The sequence below is a fragment of the Deinococcus depolymerans genome (genome assembly GCF_039522025.1).
In the GTDB taxonomy this organism is placed as follows: Bacteria; Deinococcota; Deinococci; order Deinococcales; family Deinococcaceae; genus Deinococcus; species Deinococcus depolymerans.
This window is the reverse complement of sequence record NZ_BAAADB010000007.1, coordinates 40,513-57,329: the sequence shown is the minus strand read 5'-3', so window position 1 is coordinate 57,329 and position 16,817 is coordinate 40,513. Positions and strand designations below refer to the sequence as shown.

Sequence of the window (16,817 nt, the reverse complement as noted above, 5' to 3'; positions counted from 1 at the left end):
GGAACGTGGCGTGGTGAAGGTCCAGGACGAAGTGGAAATCATCGGTCTGCGCGACACGAAGAAGACCACGGTGACCGGGATCGAAATGCACCGCAAGCTGCTGGACAGCGGCATGGCGGGCGACAACGTGGGCGTGCTGCTGCGCGGCGTGGCGCGTGATGACGTGGAACGCGGTCAGGTGCTGGCGAAGCCCGGCAGCATCAAGCCGCACACGAAGTTCGAAGCGAGCGTGTACGTGCTGAGCAAGGACGAAGGCGGGCGTCACAGCGCGTTCTTCGGCGGGTACCGCCCGCAGTTCTACTTCCGCACGACGGACGTGACGGGCGTGGTGGAACTGCCCGAAGGCGTGGAAATGGTCATGCCTGGCGACAACATCACGTTCGTGGTGGAACTGATCAAGCCGATCGCGATGGAAGAAGGCCTGCGCTTCGCCATCCGCGAAGGTGGCCGCACCGTCGGCGCCGGCGTCGTCGCCAAGGTTCTGGAGTAATAGCAATGGTTGCCCCGAAGATTCGCATCAAACTGCGTGGCTTTGACCACAAGGCGCTGGACCAGTCCGCCAGCAAGATCGTGGACACGGTCCGGCGCACCGGAGCGGACGTGAGCGGCCCCGTGCCCCTCCCCACCCGCATCCGCCGCTTCTGCGTGCTGCGCAGCCCCTTCGTTAACAAGGACAGCCGCGAGCACTTCGAGATCCGCACGCACAACCGTCTGGTGGACATCATGAACCCCACCAAGAAGACGATTGACAGCCTGATGACCCTCGACCTGCCCACCGGCGTCGACATCGAGATCAAGACCGTGGGGGGCCGCGCATGAAGGGCATCCTCGGCACCAAGATCGGCATGACCCAGATCTGGAAGGGCGACCGCGCCGTTCCCGTGACGGTCGTCCTGGCTGGCCCGTGCCCCGTCGTGCAGCGCAAGACCGCGCAGACCGACGGCTACGAGGCCGTGCAGATCGGTTACGCCCCCAAGCGCGAGAAGAGCGTCAACAAGCCCGCGCTGGGTCACTTCAAGAAGGCCGGGGTCAGCCCCGTGCGCTTCCTGCGTGAATTCCGTGACTTCAACCCCGAAGGTGACACCGTCGCCGTCGACATCTTCGCCGAAGGCGAGAAGATCGACGCGACCGGCACCAGCAAGGGTAAGGGCTTCCAGGGCGTCATGAAGCGCTGGAACTTCAAGGGTGGTCCCGCCAGCCACGGTTCCAAGAAATGGCACCGTCGCCCCGGTTCCATCGGCCAGCGCAAGACGCCCGGCCGCGTGTACAAGGGCAAACGCATGGCCGGCCACATGGGCATGGAGCGCATCACCGTCCAGAACCTGGAAGTGGTCGAGATCCGCGCTGACGAGAACATCATCCTGGTCAAGGGTGCCATCCCCGGCGCCAACGGTGGACTCGTCGTGCTGCGCCAGGCCGCCAAGGGAGGCAAGTAAGACATGGCGCAGATCAACGTCATCGGCAAGAACGGGGGCCGCACCATCGACCTCGAACTGCCGGAAGTGAACAGCGGCGTCCTGCACGACGTCGTCACCTGGCAGCTCGCCAGCCGCCGCCGCGGCACGGCCAGCACCAAGACCCGCGCTCAGGTGAGCGCGACCGGCAAGAAGATGTTCAGCCAGAAAGGCACCGGTAACGCCCGTCACGGCGACCGCAGCGTCCCCACCTTCGTGGGCGGCGGCGTGGCCTTCGGGCCCAAGCCCCGCAGCTACGGCTACACCCTGCCCCGCAAGGTCCGCCAGCTGGGCCTGGCCATGGCCCTGGCCGCCCGCCAGGACGAAGGCAAACTGGTCGCGGTCGACGGCTTCGATGTCGACGGCAAGACCAAGAACTTCGTCGCCTGGGCCGCGCAGAACGGCATGGATGGCAGCGAGCGCGTGCTGATCGTCACCGACGACGCCCAGACCCGCCAAGCCGCGCGCAACGTCGCGTGGGCCACCGTGATGCCCGTCGCCGGCCTGAACGCCTACGACATCCTGCGCCACGAGCGCCTGGTGATCGACGCGATCGCCCTGGAACCCGCACAGGAAGGGGAAGAGGCATGAGCCACTACGACATCCTTCAGCAGCCCGTGATCAGCGAGAAGGCCTACGCCGGCATGGAACGCGGCGTGTACACCTTCTGGGTGAGCCCCAAGGCCACCAAGACCGAAATCAAGAGCGCCGTCCAGAAAGCGTTCGGTGTGACCGTCATCGGCATCAGCACCATGAACGTTCCTGGCAAGCGTAAGCGCGTCGGCCGTTTCATCGGTCACCGCGCCGACCGCAAGAAGGCCATCGTGCGTCTCGCCGACGGCCAGAAGATCGAGGCCCTCGAAGGCCAGGCCTAAGGAGAGACTGAACATGGCCGTCAAGAAATACCGTCCGTACACCCCCAGCCGTCGCCAGATGACGACTGCGGACTTCAGCGGACTGACCAAGAAGCGCCCCGAGAAGGCGCTCACCACCGCCCTCCCCAAGACCGGCGGTCGTAACAACCGTGGCCGCATCACCAGCCGATTCATCGGTGGTGGCCACAAGCGCCTGTACCGCATCATCGACTTCAAGCGCCGCGACAAGGCCGGCGTGACCGCCAAGGTCGCCGCGATCGAGTACGATCCCAACCGCAGCGCCCGCATCGCCCTGCTGCACTACGTCGACGGCGCCAAGCGTTACATCCTGGCTCCCGAAGGCCTGCAGGTCGGCGCGACCGTGAACGCCGGACCCGAAGCCGAACCCAAGCTGGGCAACGCCCTGCCGCTGCGGTTCGTGCCCGTCGGTGCGGTCGTGCACAGCGTCGAACTGGTTCCCGGCAAGGGCGCCCAGCTGGCCCGCAGCGCCGGCACCAGCATCCAGGTGCAGGGCAAGGAAAGCGACTACGTGATCCTGCGACTGCCCAGCGGTGAGCTGCGCCGCGTGCACAGCGAGTGCTACGCCACCATCGGCACGGTGGGCAACGCCGAGCACAAGAACATCAACCTCGGTAAGGCCGGCCGCAGCCGCTGGCTCGGCCGCAAGCCCCACCAGCGTGGTAGCGCCATGAACCCCGTGGATCACCCCCACGGCGGCGGTGAAGGCCGCACCGGTGCCGGCCGCGTGCCCGTGTCCCCCTGGGGCCAGCCCGCGAAGGGTCTCAAGACCCGCAAGAAGCGCAAGAACAGCGACCGCTTCATCATCACCCGCCGCGGCGGGAAGTAAGGAGGGTAGGACATGCCCCGTAGCCTCAAGAAAGGCCCGTTCGTGGATGACCACCTCCTGAAGAAGGTCGACGTCCAGAACGAAAAGAAAGACAAGCGCGTCATCAAGACCTGGAGCCGCCGCTCCACCATCGTTCCCGAAATGATCGGCCACACCATTGCCGTGCACAACGGCAAGCAGCACGTGCCCGTCTTCGTGAACGAGCAGATGATCGGCCACAAGCTCGGCGAATTCAGCCCCACCCGCAGCTACCGCGGCCACGGCGCTGACAAGAACGCCAAGGGGAGCAAGAAGAAATGACCGCTCCTGAATTCCGCAACAAGAAGCAGCGCAAGCAGCAGCAGAAGCTGCGCACCCCCGGCAAGGCCATCGCCAAGTACGTGCGCATCAGCCCCCGCAAGGTCCGCCTCGTGGTCGACGTGATCCGCGGCAAGAGCGTCCGTGACGCCGAAGACCTGCTGCGCTTCATCCCCCGCGCCGCCAGCGAACCCGTCGCGAAAGTCCTGAACAGCGCCAAGCACAACGCGCTGCACAACGACTCGATGCTCGAAGACCGCCTGGTCATCACCGCCGCGTACGTGGACGCAGGCCCGACCCTCAAGCGCCTGATTCCCCGCGCCCGTGGCAGCGCGAACATCATCAAGAAGCGCACCAGCCACATCACCATCATCGTGGGCGAGAAGGGGAACAAGTAATGGGTAACAAGATCAACCCGAACGGCTTCCGCCTGGGCATCACCCGCGGCTGGAACAGCCGCTGGTACGCCGGTAAGAAGCAGTACGCCGGTCTGCTCAAGGAAGACGAGAAGATCCGTAACCTCGTCGGCAAGAAGCTCAACGCTGCAGGCATCGCCCGCATCGAGATCGAGCGCGCCGGCCAGCAGGTCAACGTGATCATCAGCGCCGCGAAACCCGGCATCGTGATCGGCAAGGGCGGCGAGTCCATCAAGGAACTCCGCCAGGACATCGAGAAACTCGTGTCCGCCGGCACGGTCGCGGTGAACGTCGCCGAGATCCCCAACCCCAACATCAGCGCCCCCCTGGTCGCCCTGCGCATCGCCGAGCAGATCGAACGCCGCTTCGCGTTCCGCCGCGCCATGAAGCAGGCCGCCCAGCGCGTGATGGAATCCGGCGCCCGCGGCGTCAAGATCATCCTGTCCGGCCGCCTCGGCGGGGCCGAGCAGGCCCGCACCGAGATGGTCCGCGAAGGCCGCGTGCCCCTGCACACCCTGCGCGCCGACATCGACTACGGCACCGCCCTGGCCCGCACCACCTACGGCATCCTGGGCATCAAGGTCATGGTCTTCACCGGTGAAGTCATCGGCGGCCGCACCGAGACCTTCGCCCGCCCCCAGCGCCGCAACGACGAGCGTCGTCCCGAAGGCGACCGCCCCAACCGCCGCCGCCCCGCCGCGCGGCGCCGCCCCGGAGGTGAGTGATGCTTCTTCCCAAGCGCACCAAGTTCCGTAAACAGCACCGCGGCCGGATGACCGGCGACGCCAAGGGCGGCGACTACGTCGCGTTCGGCGACTTCGGCCTGATCGCCCTGGAACCCGCGTGGATCAAGAGCAACCAGATCGAGGCGTGCCGTATCGTCATGAGCCGTCACTTCCGCCGCGGCGGTAAGATCTACATCCGCATCTTCCCCGACAAGCCCGTCACCAAGAAACCCGCCGAAACCCGAATGGGTAAAGGTAAGGGCGCCGTGGAGTACTGGGTGAGCGTCGTCAAACCCGGCCGCGTGATGTTCGAAGTGTCCGGCGTGACCGAGGAGCAGGCCAAGGAAGCCTTCCGCCTCGCCGGTCACAAGCTGCCCATCCAGACCAAGATGGTCAAGCGCGAGGTCTACGATGAAGCCCAGTGAGATGCGTAACCTGAAGGCCGACGATTTCGCCCGTGAAATCGACGCCCGCAAGAAAGAACTGATGGAGCTGCGCTTCCAGGCCGCCACCGGCAACCTGGCCCAGCCCCACCGCGTGACGCAGCTGCGCCGCGAAGTCGCCCAGCTCAACACCATCCGCGCCGAGCTGAGCAAGCAGGGAGAGCAGGCATGAAAAAGACCTTTACCGGCGTCGTCGTGAGCGACAAGGCCGACAAGACGGTCAGCGTGAAGGTCGAGCGCCGCTTCGCTCACCCGCTGTACGGCAAGGTCGTGACCCGCAGCCACAAGTACGCTGCCCACGACGAGAACAACGAGTACAAGATCGGTGACCGCGTCGAGATCCTCGCGGTGCGCCCCATCAGCAAGACCAAGACCTGGAAGGTCACCAAGCTGATCGAGCGTCCCCGCGGCATCGAGACCACCGCCGTGGAAACCGAAGGGGGTAACGCATGATCATGCCTCAATCCCGCCTCGACGTGGCGGACAACAGCGGCGCCCGCGAGATCATGTGCATCCGCGTGCTGAACAGCGGCATCGGCGGCAAGGGCCTGACGACCGGCGGCGGCGGTAACAAACGCTACGCCCACGTCGGCGACATCATCGTCGCTTCCGTCAAGGACGCCGCCCCCCGCGGCACCGTCAAGGCCGGCGACGTCGTCAAGGCCGTGGTCGTGCGCACCAGCCACGCCATCAAGCGCGCCGACGGCAGCACCATCCGCTTCGACAAGAACGCGGCCGTCATCATCAACAACCAGGGCGAGCCCCGCGGCACGCGCGTCTTCGGGCCGGTCGCCCGTGAACTCCGCGACCGCCGCTTCATGAAGATCGTCTCCCTGGCCCCGGAGGTGCTGTAATGCCCCGTCCCAGCGCTGGTAGCCACCACGGCGACAAGCTGCACTTCAAGAAGGGTGACACCGTCATCGTTCTGAGCGGCAAGCACAAAGGCCAGACCGGCAAGGTCCTCCTCGCCCTGCCCCGCGACCAGAAGGTCGTCGTGGAAGGCGTGAACCTCGTCACCAAGAACGTCAAGCCCAGCCCCGCCAACCCCCAGGGTGGGCAGGAGCGCCGCGAGCTGGCCCTGCACGCCAGCAAGGTCGCCATCGTCGATCCCGAAACGGGCAAGGCGACCCGCATCCGCAAGACCATCGTGGACGGCAAGAAAGTCCGCGTGGCTGTCGCGAGCGGCAAGAACATCGACTGAACCCACTCCGGGCCGCGCCGCCCCCACCGCGGGGCGCGCAGCGGCCTGAGCGGCGCTCTCTGAAAAACTGGGAGACCGCTCGAAGGAACCCACCATGCAGCAACTGAAAGTCAAGTACAACGAGCAGGTCCGCCCCGCGCTGATGCAGCAGTTCAGCTACTCCAGCGTGATGGCCGTGCCCCGCATCGAGAAGATCGTCGTGAACGAGGGCCTGGGCTCCGCCAAGGAAGACAGCAAGGCGATCGACAAGGCCAGCAAGGAACTCGCGCTGATCACCCTGCAGAAGCCCATCGTCACCAAGGCGAAGAAGAGCATCAGCAACTTCAAGCTGCGCCAGGGCATGCCGGTCGGCATCAAGGTCACGCTGCGCGGCGAGCGCATGTACGTGTTCCTCGAGAAGCTGATCAACATCGGCCTGCCCCGCATCCGTGACTTCCGCGGAGTGAACCCCAACGCCTTCGACGGCCGCGGCAACTACAACCTCGGGATCAAGGAGCAGCTGATCTTCCCGGAAATCACCTACGACATGGTCGACAAGGTGCGCGGGATGGACATCACGATCGTGACCACCGCGAAGACCGACGAAGAAGCCCGCGCGCTCCTCCAGGCCATCGGTCTGCCCTTCCGGAAATAAGGAACTGATATGGCGAACACCTCGAAAGTTGTCAAGGCCGCGCGCGGTCATAAATTTGCCGTGCAGAACTACAGCCGTTGCAGCCGCTGCGGCCGCGCCCGCGGGTACTACCGTTTCTTCGGCATGTGCCGCATCTGCATCCGCGAGATGGCGCACAAGGGCGAACTGCCCGGCGTGAAGAAAAGCAGCTGGTAATCCAGCCCTCCCCCCACACCCCCGGTAACGGGGGTTTTTTCATGCCCCGCGCCGACCCCGTTGCCAGTGGCAGCCGGGATCTGATACACTCCTTTCTTGCCGCACGCTGTGCGGTGTTCGTGCTGTGCCCCCTGGATACGAACCACTCGCCTTGAGAGGTGATCGTCCAGCGGTGGATTCCGACCCAACAGGAGAGACGGCGGTAGTTACACCGCCACACGCTTCACGAGGGGAGCCCAGAGCCCGGCGTCAGACAGATGACGGGCCACCTGCCGGGGCGAGCGTGCCTGACACGCCGACCCCTGGAGGAGATACATGCTGAGTGATCCTATCGCCGACATGCTCACGCGCATCCGCAACGCGACGCGCACCTTTAAGGAGACCGTGGACATCCCGGCCTCCAAGTTCAAGGAAGAACTGGCCAAACTGCTCGTGCAGGAAGGCTACGTTGCGTCCTACGAGCGCCTCCTGCCCGAAGGGCAGAAATTCGACGTGCTGCGCCTGACCCTGAAGTACGGCGTCAAGCGCGAGCAGGTCATCAAGCACATTGAGCGCATCAGCCGTCCTGGCCGCCGCGCCTACGTGAGCGCCGAGAACCTGCCCCGCGTGCAGCGCGGCCTGGGCCTCGCCGTGGTGTCCACGAGCAAGGGCCTGCTGGCCGACCGCGACGCCCGCAAGCAGGGTGTCGGCGGCGAAGTCATCTGCGTTCTCTGGTAATCCCCGCCCAGCGGTAGGATTCCAGCGAACACGAGATCTCACCTGACCTCGGGCGCCCGCACGCGGAACCGTCCGAACTTAAGGAAGAAGGAGGACAGACGATGTCCCGAATTGGTAAACAGCCGATCGCCGTTCCCAGCGGCGTGACCATGAGCGCCGCAGGCGGCGTGTTCAAGGTCAAAGGCCCGAAAGGCGAACTGACCGTTCCCTACAACCAGGAACTGACCATCAAGCAGGACGGCGACCAGCTGCTCGTCGAGCGTCCCAGCGACCAGCAGCGCCACCGCGCGCTGCACGGCCTGACCCGCACCCTGGTGGCCAACGCCGTCAAGGGTGTCAGCGACGGCTACACCATCAACCTGGAACTGAAGGGCGTGGGTTTCCGCGCCAAGCTCGCCGGGAAGAACCTCGAACTGACCATCGGCTACAGCCACCCGGTCATCATCGAGCCCCCGGCCGGCGTGACCTTCACGGTTCCCGAGCCCACCAAGATCGACGTGAGCGGCATCGACAAGCAGCTCGTCGGTCAGGTGGCCGCCAACGTCCGCAAGGTGCGTAAGCCCGACGCCTACCACGGCAAGGGTGTTCGCTTCGCCGGCGAGAAAATCGCCCTCAAAGCTGGTAAAGCCGGTGCCACCGGCGGGAAAGGGAAGAAATAATGGCTGCCCAGACGACCGTGCGCCGCAAGCTCCGCGCCCGCCGCAAAGTGCGGCAGGCCGCCGGAGAGCGCCTGCGCCTCAGCGTGTTCCGCTCCAGCAAGCACATCTACGCCCAGATCATCGACGACAGCAAGGGCATCACCGTTGCTGCGGCCAGCAGCGCCGCCGTCAAGACCGGGACCAAGACCGACACCGCCGCCGCCGTGGGCAAGGCCCTGGCGGAAGCCGCTGTCGCCAAGGGCGTCAGCAAGGTGGTCTTTGACCGTGGCCAGTACCGCTACCACGGACGCGTGAAAGCGCTCGCAGACGCGGCGCGGGAGGGTGGCCTTGACTTTTAACCGACGCAACGACCGTGTGGAGCGCGAAAGCAGCGAATTCGAAGAGAAGATGCTCTTCGTCAACCGCACGAGCAAGACCTACCAGGGTGGCCGCCGCTTCCGCTTCGCCGCACTGGTGATCCTGGGCGACCGCAACGGCCGCGTGGGCATGGGCATCGGCAAGGCGAAAGAAGTGCCCGTGGCCATCGAGAAGGCCAAGAGCATCGCCCGCAAGAACATGATCAGCGTGCCCGTCGAGAACGGCACCATCCCCCACGACATCGTGGGTGTGAACAGCACCAGCCGCGTGCTGCTCAAGCCTGCAGGCCCCGGTACCGGCGTGATCGCCGGCACCGTGCCCCGCTCCATCGCCGAACTGGCGGGCATCACCAACATGCTCAGCAAGGAACTCGGCAGCCGGAACAAGGTGAACGTGGCGTACGCCGTGTTCGACGGCCTCAAGAACCTCCGCACCGCCAAGCAGGTCCGTGCCCTGCGCGGCGAGGCGCAGCCCACCGGAGGCGCGCAGTGAAAATCACCCTCAAGCGCAGCGTCATCGGCCGCCCTGGCTACCAGGTGAAGACCGTTCACGCGCTGGGCCTCAAGAAGATCGGCGACAGCCGTGAAATCAACGACACCCCCGCCATCCGCGGCATGGTGAACACCGTCAAGCACCTCCTGGAGGTGGAAGCGTGAAGCTCCACGAACTCAAACCCCACGCCGGCAGCCGCAAGAACCGTAAGCGCGTCGGTCGTGGCCCCGGCGGCACCGACAAGACCGCCGGTCGCGGCCACAAGGGTCAGAAGGCCCGCAGCGGCGCTGGCAAGGGCAGCTTCTTCGAAGGCGGCCGCAGCACCCTGATCAGCCGCCTGCCCAAGCGCGGTTTCAACAACGTCGGCATCACCTTCGAAGTGGTGAACCTGGCTGGTCTCGACATGATCGAGGACACCATCACCACCATCGACCGCAACACGCTGGAACTCGCGGGCCTGGTGCGCCGCAAGAACCGTCCCGTGAAGCTGCTCGGCAACGGTGAACTCAGCCGCGCCCTGACCATTCACGTTGACGCCGCCAGCGAAGGCGCGGTCAAGGCCGTGGAAGCTGCCGGCGGCAAGGTCATCCTGCCCGCCGTGAAGACGGAAAGCGCCGAGAAGGCGGAGTAAATGCTGCGCGCCTTCCGCGACGCGTTCCGGATTCCGGATCTTCAGCGGAAGATTGTCTTCACCCTGCTGCTCCTCGCGGTGTACCGACTCGGGAGTGCCATTCCCACTCCCGGCGTTAACACCGCCGCACTTGAACAGGCCACCTCTGGTGGCCTTTTCGGGTTGATCAGCATGCTGTCGGGCGGCAATCTTTCGCAGTTCTCGATCTTCGCGCTGGGGGTGCTGCCGTACATCACGGCCAGCATCGTGATTCAGCTGATGACCACCACCATCCCCGCCCTGGAGAAACTCTCCAAGGAGGGCGAGGAAGGCCGCAAGAAGATCAACCAGTTCACCCGCTACGCGGCGGTGGGCCTGGGGGCCGTGCAGGCCACCTTCTTCTCGCTGTACATCACGTCTCAGCCGCAGTTCCTGGCGCCCGGGTGGGACACCGGGATTTTCACGCTGCTCGTGATGGTCCTGACCCAGGTGGCCGGCATTGCCTTCACCATGTGGATCGGGGAGCGCATCACCGAGGTGGGCGTGGGCAACGGCATCAGCCTGATCATCACCGCCGGCATCATCGCGGTGTACCCGCGTGAGTTCAGCGCGACCGCCCAGCTGCTTCGCACCGATCAGGTGCAGGTCCTGTCGCTCGTGGCCTTCGTGGCCGTCGTGCTGCTGACCATCGCCGGGATCGTGTACGTGTACCAGGCCGAGCGCCGCGTGCCCGTCACGTACGCCCGCGCGCGGGCCGGTGCGGCCGGACAGGCCCGCGGGGCCGGTCAGGCCACCTGGCTGCCCATCAAGGTGAACCAGGCGGGCGTGATTCCGGTCATCTTCGCCTCGGCGATGCTGATCATTCCCAACCTGATCGCCAGCGCCACGGTCACGCGGGCGCCGGCCGTGAACGCCTGGATCCAGACGAACCTGACCTTCGGGCAGCCGCTGTACCTGCTGCTGGAATCGGTGCTGATCTTCGGGTTCACGTACCTGTACAACTCGGTGCAGTTCGACCCGAAGCGCATTGCCGAGCAGCTGCGCGAGGCCGGCGGTTTCATTCCGGGTGTCCGTCCGGGCACCCCGACTGCCGAGTTCCTGGGCACGATCAGTGCCCGTCTGAGCCTGTGGGGCGCGATCTTCCTGGTGGTGCTGACCATCATTCCGCAGCTGGTGCAGAAGGTCACGGGCATCACGACCTTCCAGTTCTCCGGGACGGGCCTGCTGATCATCGTGGGCGTGGCCCTCGAGACGCTCAAGCAGCTTGAGGCGCAGCTGACGGTCCGGCGTTACGACGGGTTCATCAGCAAGGGCCGCATCCGTGGCCGCCTGAACAACTGAGACGGACTCCGATTGAATGGGCTGCAAAGGCCATTCAATCCGAGCGGACTCGCAGAGCGAGCAGAGCCCGATGGAATCCGTATCATCCCCGCTTGTTCCGGGACCGCCTGCCAGTCGCGCAGGCGGTTTTGCGTTGCTGCGTGCGTGTGGCGCAGCGTCGTTACCTGCCGGGGTACAGGGCTGGGCTGAGCAGGCCCGCTCCGGAAAGCGCGAGAGCCGATATGCTGAGGGTCTAACGGAGGGAAAGTGTGACTGGACAGAAGAACAACGTCGTGATCTTCCTGGGGCCTCCCGGCGCCGGCAAGGGAACCCAGGCGGAACGACTGGCGCAGGACCGTGGCCTCGTGAAGATCAGCACCGGGGACATCCTGCGTGACCACGTGAAGCGCGGCACCGAGCTGGGCGAGCAGGTGAAACCCATTCTGGACGCCGGGAAGCTGGTGCCGGACGAGATCCTGATTGCCCTGATCCGTGACCGGCTGGCCGGGATGGAGAGTGTGCGCGTGATCTTCGACGGGTTCCCCCGCACGACCGCGCAGGCGCAGGGTCTGGACGTGCTGCTGGAGGAACTGGGTGCGCCCGTGAACGCCGTGCCGCTGCTGGAAGTGCCGGACGAGGTGCTGGTGGGCCGCATCGTGGAGCGTGGCCGTCAGGCGGCCGAGCGGGGCGAGGCGGTGCGCAGCGACGACACCGAGGAAGTGGCGCGCCACCGTCAGCAGGTGTACCGCGAGCAGACGCAGCCGCTGATCGATTACTACTCCGCGCGTGGGCACCTGTACCGCGTGGATGGCGTGGGCGGCATGGACGAGGTGTACGAGCGGATCGTGGCTGGCCTGAAGTAAGGGCCGTGACAGCGGGCCGGAGGTGACGTGCAGGATTGCCGTCGCTTCCGGCCCTTTCCTGTGCCGCTGCGGGACTTGTCCCGGAACGGTGAATGCGTTACATTACGCCAGTAGCGTAATCGAATCTCAGACTTCTGGTGCGCGTGCGCCGGACGTGCAAGGAAGCCCGATGACCCCCACGCCCACCCCACTGACCCCCGACACCGTCCTGGCCCTCGCCCCCGACGCCGCCAGCGCCCAGGCCGGCCGCAAGCTCGCCACGCCCAGCAACTGGCAGAACCTGAACGCCCCCACCGGCAGTCTGTGGGGCCAGTGCCAGGGCAGCGGCAAGAACCCCTACCTGACCGGCGTGGACCTGAGCGGCCCCGCCTTCAAATGCTCGTGCCCCAGCCGCAAATTCCCCTGCAAGCACGCCCTCGCGCTGCTGCTGCTGCACGCCACCCACACCAGCGACTTCGGCGCGGCCCCGCCCCCCGAGAGCCTCCAGACCTGGCTGGACGGCCGCGCCGCCCGCGCAGGCACCCCCCCACCCGCCGCACCCGCGGGCGAGGGCCGCGCCGCGCCCGACCCGGCCGCGCAGGCCAGACGCCGCGCCGCCCGCGAGAAGAAAGTCAGCCTGGGCCTGGACGCCCTGCAGACCTTCCTGAAAGACCTGATCCGCGACGGCCTCGCGCACGCCCCCACCCGCCCCTACAGCGACTGGGACACCCAGGCCGCCCGCCTCGTGGACGCCCAGGCACCCGGCGCCGCGCGACTCGTCCGGCAGATCCCGGACCACCTGCACGACCCCGCCGCACTCCTCGCGCACCTGGCCCGCCTGCACCTGCTGACCGAAGCCTGGACCCACCGCGACACCCTGAGCGACACCGAACAGGCCGACCTGCGCGCCGCGCTGGGCTTCCCGCTCGACTCGGCCACCGTTCTGGATGGCGGCGGCCTCCGCGCCCACTGGCAGGTGATGGGCCAGAGCGTCACCGAGGAGGACACCCTGAGCACCCGGCGCACCTGGCTGGCCAGCGGCGACCACACCGCCCTGCTGCTGGACTTCTCGGCCGCCGGACGCCCCTTCCCGCCCGCCCTGACCCCCGGCACGGCCGTGCAGGCCGAGGTGTGCCACGCGCCCGGCACGGTCCCGCAACGCGCCCTGCTGCGCGGCGAGGCGACCGCGACCACCTCGCCGCCCCACGCGCCGGGCCTCACGCTGGACGCCCTGCTCGACCGGCACGGCGCGGCCCTCGCCCTGAACCCCTGGCTGGACCGCACCGCGCACCTCACCGGGCCGGTACACCTGCTGCCCGGCGACCCCTGGCACGCGCAGGACAGCACCGGCCGCCTCCCCCTGACCGGCAGCGACCGCACCCTGCACACCCTCCTCGCCCTGAGCGGCGGGCAGCCCGTCACCGTGTACGCCGAGTGGAACGGCGCGGCCCTCACGCCCCTGAGCGTCCTGCACGGCGGCACCCTGCACCCCTTCCGGCCCACGGTGGACGCATGAACGACCACGACGCCCTGCTCGCCCTGGCCCTCGTGGGCACCGCGCGCGGCACCCTGCCCGGCCCCGGCACGGGCCCGCTCGGACAGGCCGCCGCGCAGATCACCCGCCCGGACGCCGAGGGCACCCTGCTGGCCCGCGCCGCCCTGCACGCCCTCGCACACACCGCCGGACGCCTGCCCGACCCCGCCAGCGACACCCTGCCCACCCCTGCACCCCCCGACACCCTCCCGCCCGCCCCGGAACGCGCCGCGCGGCACCTCCCACCGGTCCTGGGCACCCCCCTCCTGAGCGAGTGGCTGACCCTCTGCGCGCAGGCCGGATGGCGCGTGCCCACCGCCCGCCTGCCGGAACTCCTCGACGCCGCCCGCCACGACAGCCGCCTGCGACCCCTGCTGACCCCCGTCCTGGGCGAACGCGGCCGCTGGCTCGCGAGCTTCAACCCCGACTGGTCCTTCACGCCCCCCGACGAGGACGCCTGGGACACCGCCACCGACGCCGGCCGCGAGGCCCTGTGGCGCAGCGTGCGCGACCGCGACCCGCACGCCGCCCGCGACCTCCTGCGCGAGCACCTGAGCAGCGAACGCGCCGCCAGCCGCAAACGCCTCCTGAACGCCCTGCTCGACACCCTCACCCCGGACGACCACACCCTTGAACCCCTGCTGGACACCCTGACCACCGACCGCAGCGACGACGTGCGCACCCTGGCCCGAACCGCCCTGCACCGCCTGAGCGGCAGCGCCCAGAACGCCCGGAACGCCGCCCGCTTCGCCGCCCTCGTGAGCCTCGACAACCCCGGCCTGCTCGGCCGCCCGACCGGGCAGACACCCAGCACCCTGACCCCGCCCACCGCCCCCGACGAGCACGCCACCCGCGACGGCCTGCCCGACCCCACCAGCAAGGACCGCCTGAGCGCCACTGCTCTCCTGGAACACCTGCTGGAACACACCCATCCCGACGCCCTGCTGGCCGCACTGAACATCCCGCCCGCCACGCTCGTGAACATCGCCCGGCAGCACGACCACCTGCCCGCACTGGTGCAGAACGCCGTCAGCACCAGCCATCCGGCACTGGCCGCCGCGCTCCTACACCACCTGCCCACCCACCCCTTCCTGCTCCAGATTGGACCACCCGAAACGCTGGCCGCCGCACAGACACAGGCGCTACGTGACCGCGACCCGGAACGCCTGCTGGCCCTGCTCGGCCCCCACCCCGGCCCCTGGCCCCCCGACCCCAGCGCCGCCCTCCTCGGCACCCTGCGCGACACCATCGGAGACGCCCACTACGCCGCCGCCTGGGGCTACCGCTGGGCACAACTCGCAGAACTCGCCGCCACGCACGCCCACCCGCACACCCCCCACCCCGACCCGCTCCCCGCCGACGCCACCGACTACGCCCACCGCACCCTGACCGAACTGCTGGGCACCCTCGAACTGAGAAAGCAGATGTGGAACGACTTCGGAAAGGAGAGAGGATGACCCTGGACTGGAAAGCGCTGAAGCGGGAAGCGCGGAAGCTTGACACTTCCCCTGAACGTCGGGTGGAACTGGCGAGGTTCTCTCCTGACTTGGCAAGGGAAGTAGCCCGCGCCCAGAACACTCCTCCGGAAGTTCTGGAAGTTCTGGCCAGAACCTCCGATTCCCGAGTAGTCCTTGCGGTGATGAGGAACCCGAACACGCCGCCAGCACTGCTGATGGAACTCGCGAGCAGCCAGGACACTGAACTCCTGCTGGCCATCGCGGGAAACAAGAGCACTCCTCCCGAAGTGCTGAGGAATCTTTCTGAACGACGCTACCGGAGGATGGAGGACCGTCTCGCCGCCAATCCAGCGACCCCTCTGGACGTTCTGGAAGCCATAGCTGAGCGAGTCGACTCCCTGACCACCGTAGGTCTGAAGATTCTCGTGGAGTACGGAGACAACGCCCCCTATCCAAATCTGGATAAGACCGAGTCAGAGCTGATCAAGGGAATGGCCCTCACTGAATTGATCCCTGGTGGAGCGGCTCGCCGACTGCTGAGTCACCCGTCTCCAGAAGTCAGGCAGACCCTCTCCAGGCACATCGAAAAAGTAGCGCGATCAGCCCGACCTGAGATTCAACATCATCTGACACAACTAGGAGCCCACCCATGACCACCCCTGATTCCACTGTCCTCCGTCAGCACGCCGAGCAGGCGTACGCGCATGAGCTTTCTGCCCTGGCCGCGCACGACGACCGGCCCCGTCCGCCCCGCTGGAACCTCTCGCCGCACGCCGTGCTGACGTACCTGATGGGCGGCACGCTGAAAGACGGCACCGAGATCACCCCCAAGTACGTCGGGGAACGCCGCCTGATGGAGATCGCCGTCGCCACCCTCGCCACGGACCGCGCCCTGCTGCTGATCGGCGTGCCCGGCACCGCCAAGAGCTGGGTCAGCGAACACCTCGCCGCCGCGATCAGCGGCACCAGTACCCTGCTCGTGCAGGGCACCGCCGGCACCAGCGAGGAAAGCGTCCGCTACGGCTGGAACTACGCCCGCCTGCTGGCCGAGGGGCCCAGCGAGGCCGCCCTGGTCGAGAGCCCCATCGTGCGTGCCATGCGCACCGGCAAGATCGCTCGCCTGGAAGAACTGACGCGCGTGCAGAGCGACGTGCAGGACACCCTCATCACCATCCTGAGCGAGAAGACGCTGCCCATCCCGGAACTGAACACGGAAGTGCAGGCCGTGCAGGGCTTCAACCTGATCGCCACCGCCAACAACCGCGACAAGGGCGTGAACGACCTGAGCAGCGCCCTGAAACGCCGCTTCAACACCGTCATCCTGCCCGTCCCCGACACCCTCGACGACGAGGTCAGCATCGTCACCAGCCGCGTCGCGCAACTCGCCACGAACCTCCACATTCCCGCCCAGCCACCCGCGCTGGAGGAAGTCCGCCGGATCGTCACCGTGTTCCGCGAACTGCGCGCCGGAGCCACCGAGGACGGCAGGACAAAACTCAAGAGCCCCAGCGGCAGCCTCAGCACCGCCGAAGCCATCAGCGTCGTCAACCACGGCCTGAGCCTCGCCGCGCACTTCGGGAACGGCCACCTGACCGCCCACGACGTCGCCGCCAGCCTCGTGGGGGCCGTCATCAAAGACCCCGTGCAGGACGCCGTCATCTGGCGCGAATACCTCGAAACCGTCGCCAAAAAACGCGACGACTGGAAAGACTTCTACAAAGCCTGCCGGACGGTGAGCTGAA

Annotated in this window: 28 protein-coding genes; all 28 read left to right on the top strand. The window is 67.1% G+C overall.

From position 1 onward, the window contains the following. On the top strand, positions 1–490 hold a 490-nt coding region (locus tag ABDZ66_RS04700), incomplete at its 5' end, for an EF-Tu C-terminal domain-related protein (protein ID WP_343756654.1). A gap of 5 nt (positions 491–495) precedes the next feature. After that, complete coding sequence (gene rpsJ / locus ABDZ66_RS04695) at positions 496–819, top strand: 30S ribosomal protein S10 (protein ID WP_014685998.1); 324 nt, start codon at positions 496–498, stop codon at positions 817–819. After that, positions 816–1,436, top strand: a complete 621-nt coding sequence (gene rplC / locus ABDZ66_RS04690) for a 50S ribosomal protein L3 (RefSeq protein WP_343756643.1) — start codon at positions 816–818, stop codon at positions 1,434–1,436. Before rpsJ ends, rplC begins: the two co-directional genes overlap by 4 nt. Positions 1,437–1,439: 3 nt before the next feature. Beyond that, positions 1,440–2,045: a 50S ribosomal protein L4 gene (gene rplD, locus ABDZ66_RS04685; protein WP_343756641.1), complete on the top strand. Its 606-nt coding sequence runs from the start codon at positions 1,440–1,442 to the stop codon at positions 2,043–2,045. Beyond that, positions 2,042–2,329, top strand: coding sequence for a 50S ribosomal protein L23 (locus ABDZ66_RS04680; RefSeq protein ID WP_189065935.1), 288 nt, complete (start codon positions 2,042–2,044; stop codon positions 2,327–2,329). Before rplD ends, ABDZ66_RS04680 begins: the two co-directional genes overlap by 4 nt. A gap of 13 nt (positions 2,330–2,342) precedes the next feature. Continuing rightward, on the top strand, positions 2,343–3,176 hold the full coding sequence (rplB, locus tag ABDZ66_RS04675) for a 50S ribosomal protein L2 (protein ID WP_343756637.1): 834 nt from the start codon (positions 2,343–2,345) through the stop codon (positions 3,174–3,176). 12 nt (positions 3,177–3,188) lie between these two features. Beyond that, complete coding sequence (gene rpsS / locus ABDZ66_RS04670; RefSeq protein ID WP_055362774.1) at positions 3,189–3,476, top strand: 30S ribosomal protein S19; 288 nt, start codon at positions 3,189–3,191, stop codon at positions 3,474–3,476. Beyond that, the gene (gene rplV / locus ABDZ66_RS04665; RefSeq protein WP_343756635.1) at positions 3,473–3,871 is read left to right on the top strand and encodes a 50S ribosomal protein L22; all 399 of its coding nucleotides are present in this window, start codon (positions 3,473–3,475) and stop codon (positions 3,869–3,871) included. Before rpsS ends, rplV begins: the two co-directional genes overlap by 4 nt. Continuing rightward, the gene (gene rpsC, locus ABDZ66_RS04660; protein WP_343756633.1) at positions 3,871–4,614 is read left to right on the top strand and encodes a 30S ribosomal protein S3; all 744 of its coding nucleotides are present in this window, start codon (positions 3,871–3,873) and stop codon (positions 4,612–4,614) included. Before rplV ends, rpsC begins: the two co-directional genes overlap by 1 nt. Next, complete coding sequence (rplP, locus tag ABDZ66_RS04655) at positions 4,614–5,039, top strand: 50S ribosomal protein L16 (RefSeq protein ID WP_046843208.1); 426 nt, start codon at positions 4,614–4,616, stop codon at positions 5,037–5,039. The genes rpsC and rplP overlap by 1 nt, the downstream gene beginning before the upstream one ends. Next, on the top strand, positions 5,026–5,229 hold the full coding sequence (gene rpmC / locus ABDZ66_RS04650; RefSeq protein ID WP_088249582.1) for a 50S ribosomal protein L29: 204 nt from the start codon (positions 5,026–5,028) through the stop codon (positions 5,227–5,229). Before rplP ends, rpmC begins: the two co-directional genes overlap by 14 nt. Continuing rightward, positions 5,226–5,510 carry a 30S ribosomal protein S17 gene (gene rpsQ, locus ABDZ66_RS04645; protein ID WP_343756628.1) on the top strand — a complete coding sequence of 95 codons (285 nt, stop codon included), beginning with the start codon at positions 5,226–5,228 and terminating at the stop codon, positions 5,508–5,510. The genes rpmC and rpsQ overlap by 4 nt, the downstream gene beginning before the upstream one ends. Further along, complete coding sequence (rplN, locus tag ABDZ66_RS04640; protein WP_022800312.1) at positions 5,507–5,911, top strand: 50S ribosomal protein L14; 405 nt, start codon at positions 5,507–5,509, stop codon at positions 5,909–5,911. The genes rpsQ and rplN overlap by 4 nt, the downstream gene beginning before the upstream one ends. Then, complete coding sequence (gene rplX, locus ABDZ66_RS04635; protein ID WP_055362779.1) at positions 5,911–6,258, top strand: 50S ribosomal protein L24; 348 nt, start codon at positions 5,911–5,913, stop codon at positions 6,256–6,258. The genes rplN and rplX overlap by 1 nt, the downstream gene beginning before the upstream one ends. Positions 6,259–6,352: 94 nt before the next feature. Then, on the top strand, positions 6,353–6,892 hold the full coding sequence (gene rplE, locus ABDZ66_RS04630) for a 50S ribosomal protein L5 (RefSeq protein ID WP_343756620.1): 540 nt from the start codon (positions 6,353–6,355) through the stop codon (positions 6,890–6,892). Positions 6,893–6,901: 9 nt separating this feature from the next. Further along, positions 6,902–7,087 carry a type Z 30S ribosomal protein S14 gene (locus ABDZ66_RS04625; protein ID WP_012693992.1) on the top strand — a complete coding sequence of 62 codons (186 nt, stop codon included), beginning with the start codon at positions 6,902–6,904 and terminating at the stop codon, positions 7,085–7,087. A gap of 315 nt (positions 7,088–7,402) precedes the next feature. Further along, complete coding sequence (rpsH, locus tag ABDZ66_RS04620; protein ID WP_343756610.1) at positions 7,403–7,804, top strand: 30S ribosomal protein S8; 402 nt, start codon at positions 7,403–7,405, stop codon at positions 7,802–7,804. Between the two features lie 101 nt (positions 7,805–7,905). Next, complete coding sequence (rplF, locus tag ABDZ66_RS04615) at positions 7,906–8,463, top strand: 50S ribosomal protein L6 (protein WP_343756608.1); 558 nt, start codon at positions 7,906–7,908, stop codon at positions 8,461–8,463. Next, entirely contained in the window at positions 8,463–8,801 is a 339-nt protein-coding gene (rplR, locus tag ABDZ66_RS04610; protein ID WP_343756605.1) for a 50S ribosomal protein L18, read from the top strand. Before rplF ends, rplR begins: the two co-directional genes overlap by 1 nt. Beyond that, a complete protein-coding gene (gene rpsE / locus ABDZ66_RS04605; RefSeq protein WP_343756602.1) occupies positions 8,791–9,312 on the top strand; it encodes a 30S ribosomal protein S5 in 522 nt (173 codons plus the stop codon). The genes rplR and rpsE overlap by 11 nt, the downstream gene beginning before the upstream one ends. Beyond that, positions 9,309–9,476, top strand: coding sequence for a 50S ribosomal protein L30 (gene rpmD, locus ABDZ66_RS04600; protein WP_343756599.1), 168 nt, complete (start codon positions 9,309–9,311; stop codon positions 9,474–9,476). Before rpsE ends, rpmD begins: the two co-directional genes overlap by 4 nt. Beyond that, a complete protein-coding gene (rplO, locus tag ABDZ66_RS04595; protein WP_343756596.1) occupies positions 9,473–9,943 on the top strand; it encodes a 50S ribosomal protein L15 in 471 nt (156 codons plus the stop codon). Before rpmD ends, rplO begins: the two co-directional genes overlap by 4 nt. After that, positions 9,944–11,263 (top strand): preprotein translocase subunit SecY, encoded by a 1,320-nt coding sequence (secY, locus tag ABDZ66_RS04590; protein ID WP_343756593.1) that lies wholly within the window; start codon positions 9,944–9,946, stop codon positions 11,261–11,263. A 248-nt stretch (positions 11,264–11,511) separates the two neighbouring features. Further along, positions 11,512–12,105, top strand: a complete 594-nt coding sequence (locus ABDZ66_RS04585; RefSeq protein ID WP_343756590.1) for an adenylate kinase — start codon at positions 11,512–11,514, stop codon at positions 12,103–12,105. A gap of 169 nt (positions 12,106–12,274) precedes the next feature. Continuing rightward, positions 12,275–13,600 (top strand): SWIM zinc finger family protein, encoded by a 1,326-nt coding sequence (locus ABDZ66_RS04580; RefSeq protein ID WP_343756587.1) that lies wholly within the window; start codon positions 12,275–12,277, stop codon positions 13,598–13,600. Beyond that, positions 13,597–15,075, top strand: coding sequence for a DUF5691 domain-containing protein (locus ABDZ66_RS04575; protein WP_343756584.1), 1,479 nt, complete (start codon positions 13,597–13,599; stop codon positions 15,073–15,075). The genes ABDZ66_RS04580 and ABDZ66_RS04575 overlap by 4 nt, the downstream gene beginning before the upstream one ends. Then, positions 15,072–15,728, top strand: a complete 657-nt coding sequence (locus ABDZ66_RS04570) for a hypothetical protein (protein WP_343756581.1) — start codon at positions 15,072–15,074, stop codon at positions 15,726–15,728. Before ABDZ66_RS04575 ends, ABDZ66_RS04570 begins: the two co-directional genes overlap by 4 nt. Continuing rightward, the gene (locus ABDZ66_RS04565; RefSeq protein ID WP_343756578.1) at positions 15,725–16,816 is read left to right on the top strand and encodes an ATP-binding protein; all 1,092 of its coding nucleotides are present in this window, start codon (positions 15,725–15,727) and stop codon (positions 16,814–16,816) included. Before ABDZ66_RS04570 ends, ABDZ66_RS04565 begins: the two co-directional genes overlap by 4 nt. Position 16,817: the final 1 nt, after the last annotated feature.

Bases quoted from the DNA above. Each gene is read 5' to 3' on its own strand.
- rpsJ (WP_014685998.1), top strand. From the start codon at position 496: ATGGTTGCCCCGAAGATTCGCATCAAACTGCGTGGCTTTGACCACAAG.
- rplC (WP_343756643.1), top strand. From the start codon at position 816: ATGAAGGGCATCCTCGGCACCAAGATCGGCATGACCCAGATCTGGAAG.
- rplD (WP_343756641.1), top strand. From the start codon at position 1,440: ATGGCGCAGATCAACGTCATCGGCAAGAACGGGGGCCGCACCATCGAC.
- ABDZ66_RS04680 (WP_189065935.1), top strand. From the start codon at position 2,042: ATGAGCCACTACGACATCCTTCAGCAGCCCGTGATCAGCGAGAAGGCC.
- rplB (WP_343756637.1), top strand. From the start codon at position 2,343: ATGGCCGTCAAGAAATACCGTCCGTACACCCCCAGCCGTCGCCAGATG.
- rpsS (WP_055362774.1), top strand. From the start codon at position 3,189: ATGCCCCGTAGCCTCAAGAAAGGCCCGTTCGTGGATGACCACCTCCTG.
- rplV (WP_343756635.1), top strand. From the start codon at position 3,473: ATGACCGCTCCTGAATTCCGCAACAAGAAGCAGCGCAAGCAGCAGCAG.
- rpsC (WP_343756633.1), top strand. From the start codon at position 3,871: ATGGGTAACAAGATCAACCCGAACGGCTTCCGCCTGGGCATCACCCGC.
- rplP (WP_046843208.1), top strand. From the start codon at position 4,614: ATGCTTCTTCCCAAGCGCACCAAGTTCCGTAAACAGCACCGCGGCCGG.
- rpmC (WP_088249582.1), top strand. From the start codon at position 5,026: ATGAAGCCCAGTGAGATGCGTAACCTGAAGGCCGACGATTTCGCCCGT.
- rpsQ (WP_343756628.1), top strand. From the start codon at position 5,226: ATGAAAAAGACCTTTACCGGCGTCGTCGTGAGCGACAAGGCCGACAAG.
- rplN (WP_022800312.1), top strand. From the start codon at position 5,507: ATGATCATGCCTCAATCCCGCCTCGACGTGGCGGACAACAGCGGCGCC.
- rplX (WP_055362779.1), top strand. From the start codon at position 5,911: ATGCCCCGTCCCAGCGCTGGTAGCCACCACGGCGACAAGCTGCACTTC.
- rplE (WP_343756620.1), top strand. From the start codon at position 6,353: ATGCAGCAACTGAAAGTCAAGTACAACGAGCAGGTCCGCCCCGCGCTG.
- ABDZ66_RS04625 (WP_012693992.1), top strand. From the start codon at position 6,902: ATGGCGAACACCTCGAAAGTTGTCAAGGCCGCGCGCGGTCATAAATTT.
- rpsH (WP_343756610.1), top strand. From the start codon at position 7,403: ATGCTGAGTGATCCTATCGCCGACATGCTCACGCGCATCCGCAACGCG.
- rplF (WP_343756608.1), top strand. From the start codon at position 7,906: ATGTCCCGAATTGGTAAACAGCCGATCGCCGTTCCCAGCGGCGTGACC.
- rplR (WP_343756605.1), top strand. From the start codon at position 8,463: ATGGCTGCCCAGACGACCGTGCGCCGCAAGCTCCGCGCCCGCCGCAAA.
- secY (WP_343756593.1), top strand. From the start codon at position 9,944: ATGCTGCGCGCCTTCCGCGACGCGTTCCGGATTCCGGATCTTCAGCGG.
- ABDZ66_RS04580 (WP_343756587.1), top strand. From the start codon at position 12,275: ATGACCCCCACGCCCACCCCACTGACCCCCGACACCGTCCTGGCCCTC.
- ABDZ66_RS04575 (WP_343756584.1), top strand. From the start codon at position 13,597: ATGAACGACCACGACGCCCTGCTCGCCCTGGCCCTCGTGGGCACCGCG.
- ABDZ66_RS04570 (WP_343756581.1), top strand. From the start codon at position 15,072: ATGACCCTGGACTGGAAAGCGCTGAAGCGGGAAGCGCGGAAGCTTGAC.
- ABDZ66_RS04565 (WP_343756578.1), top strand. From the start codon at position 15,725: ATGACCACCCCTGATTCCACTGTCCTCCGTCAGCACGCCGAGCAGGCG.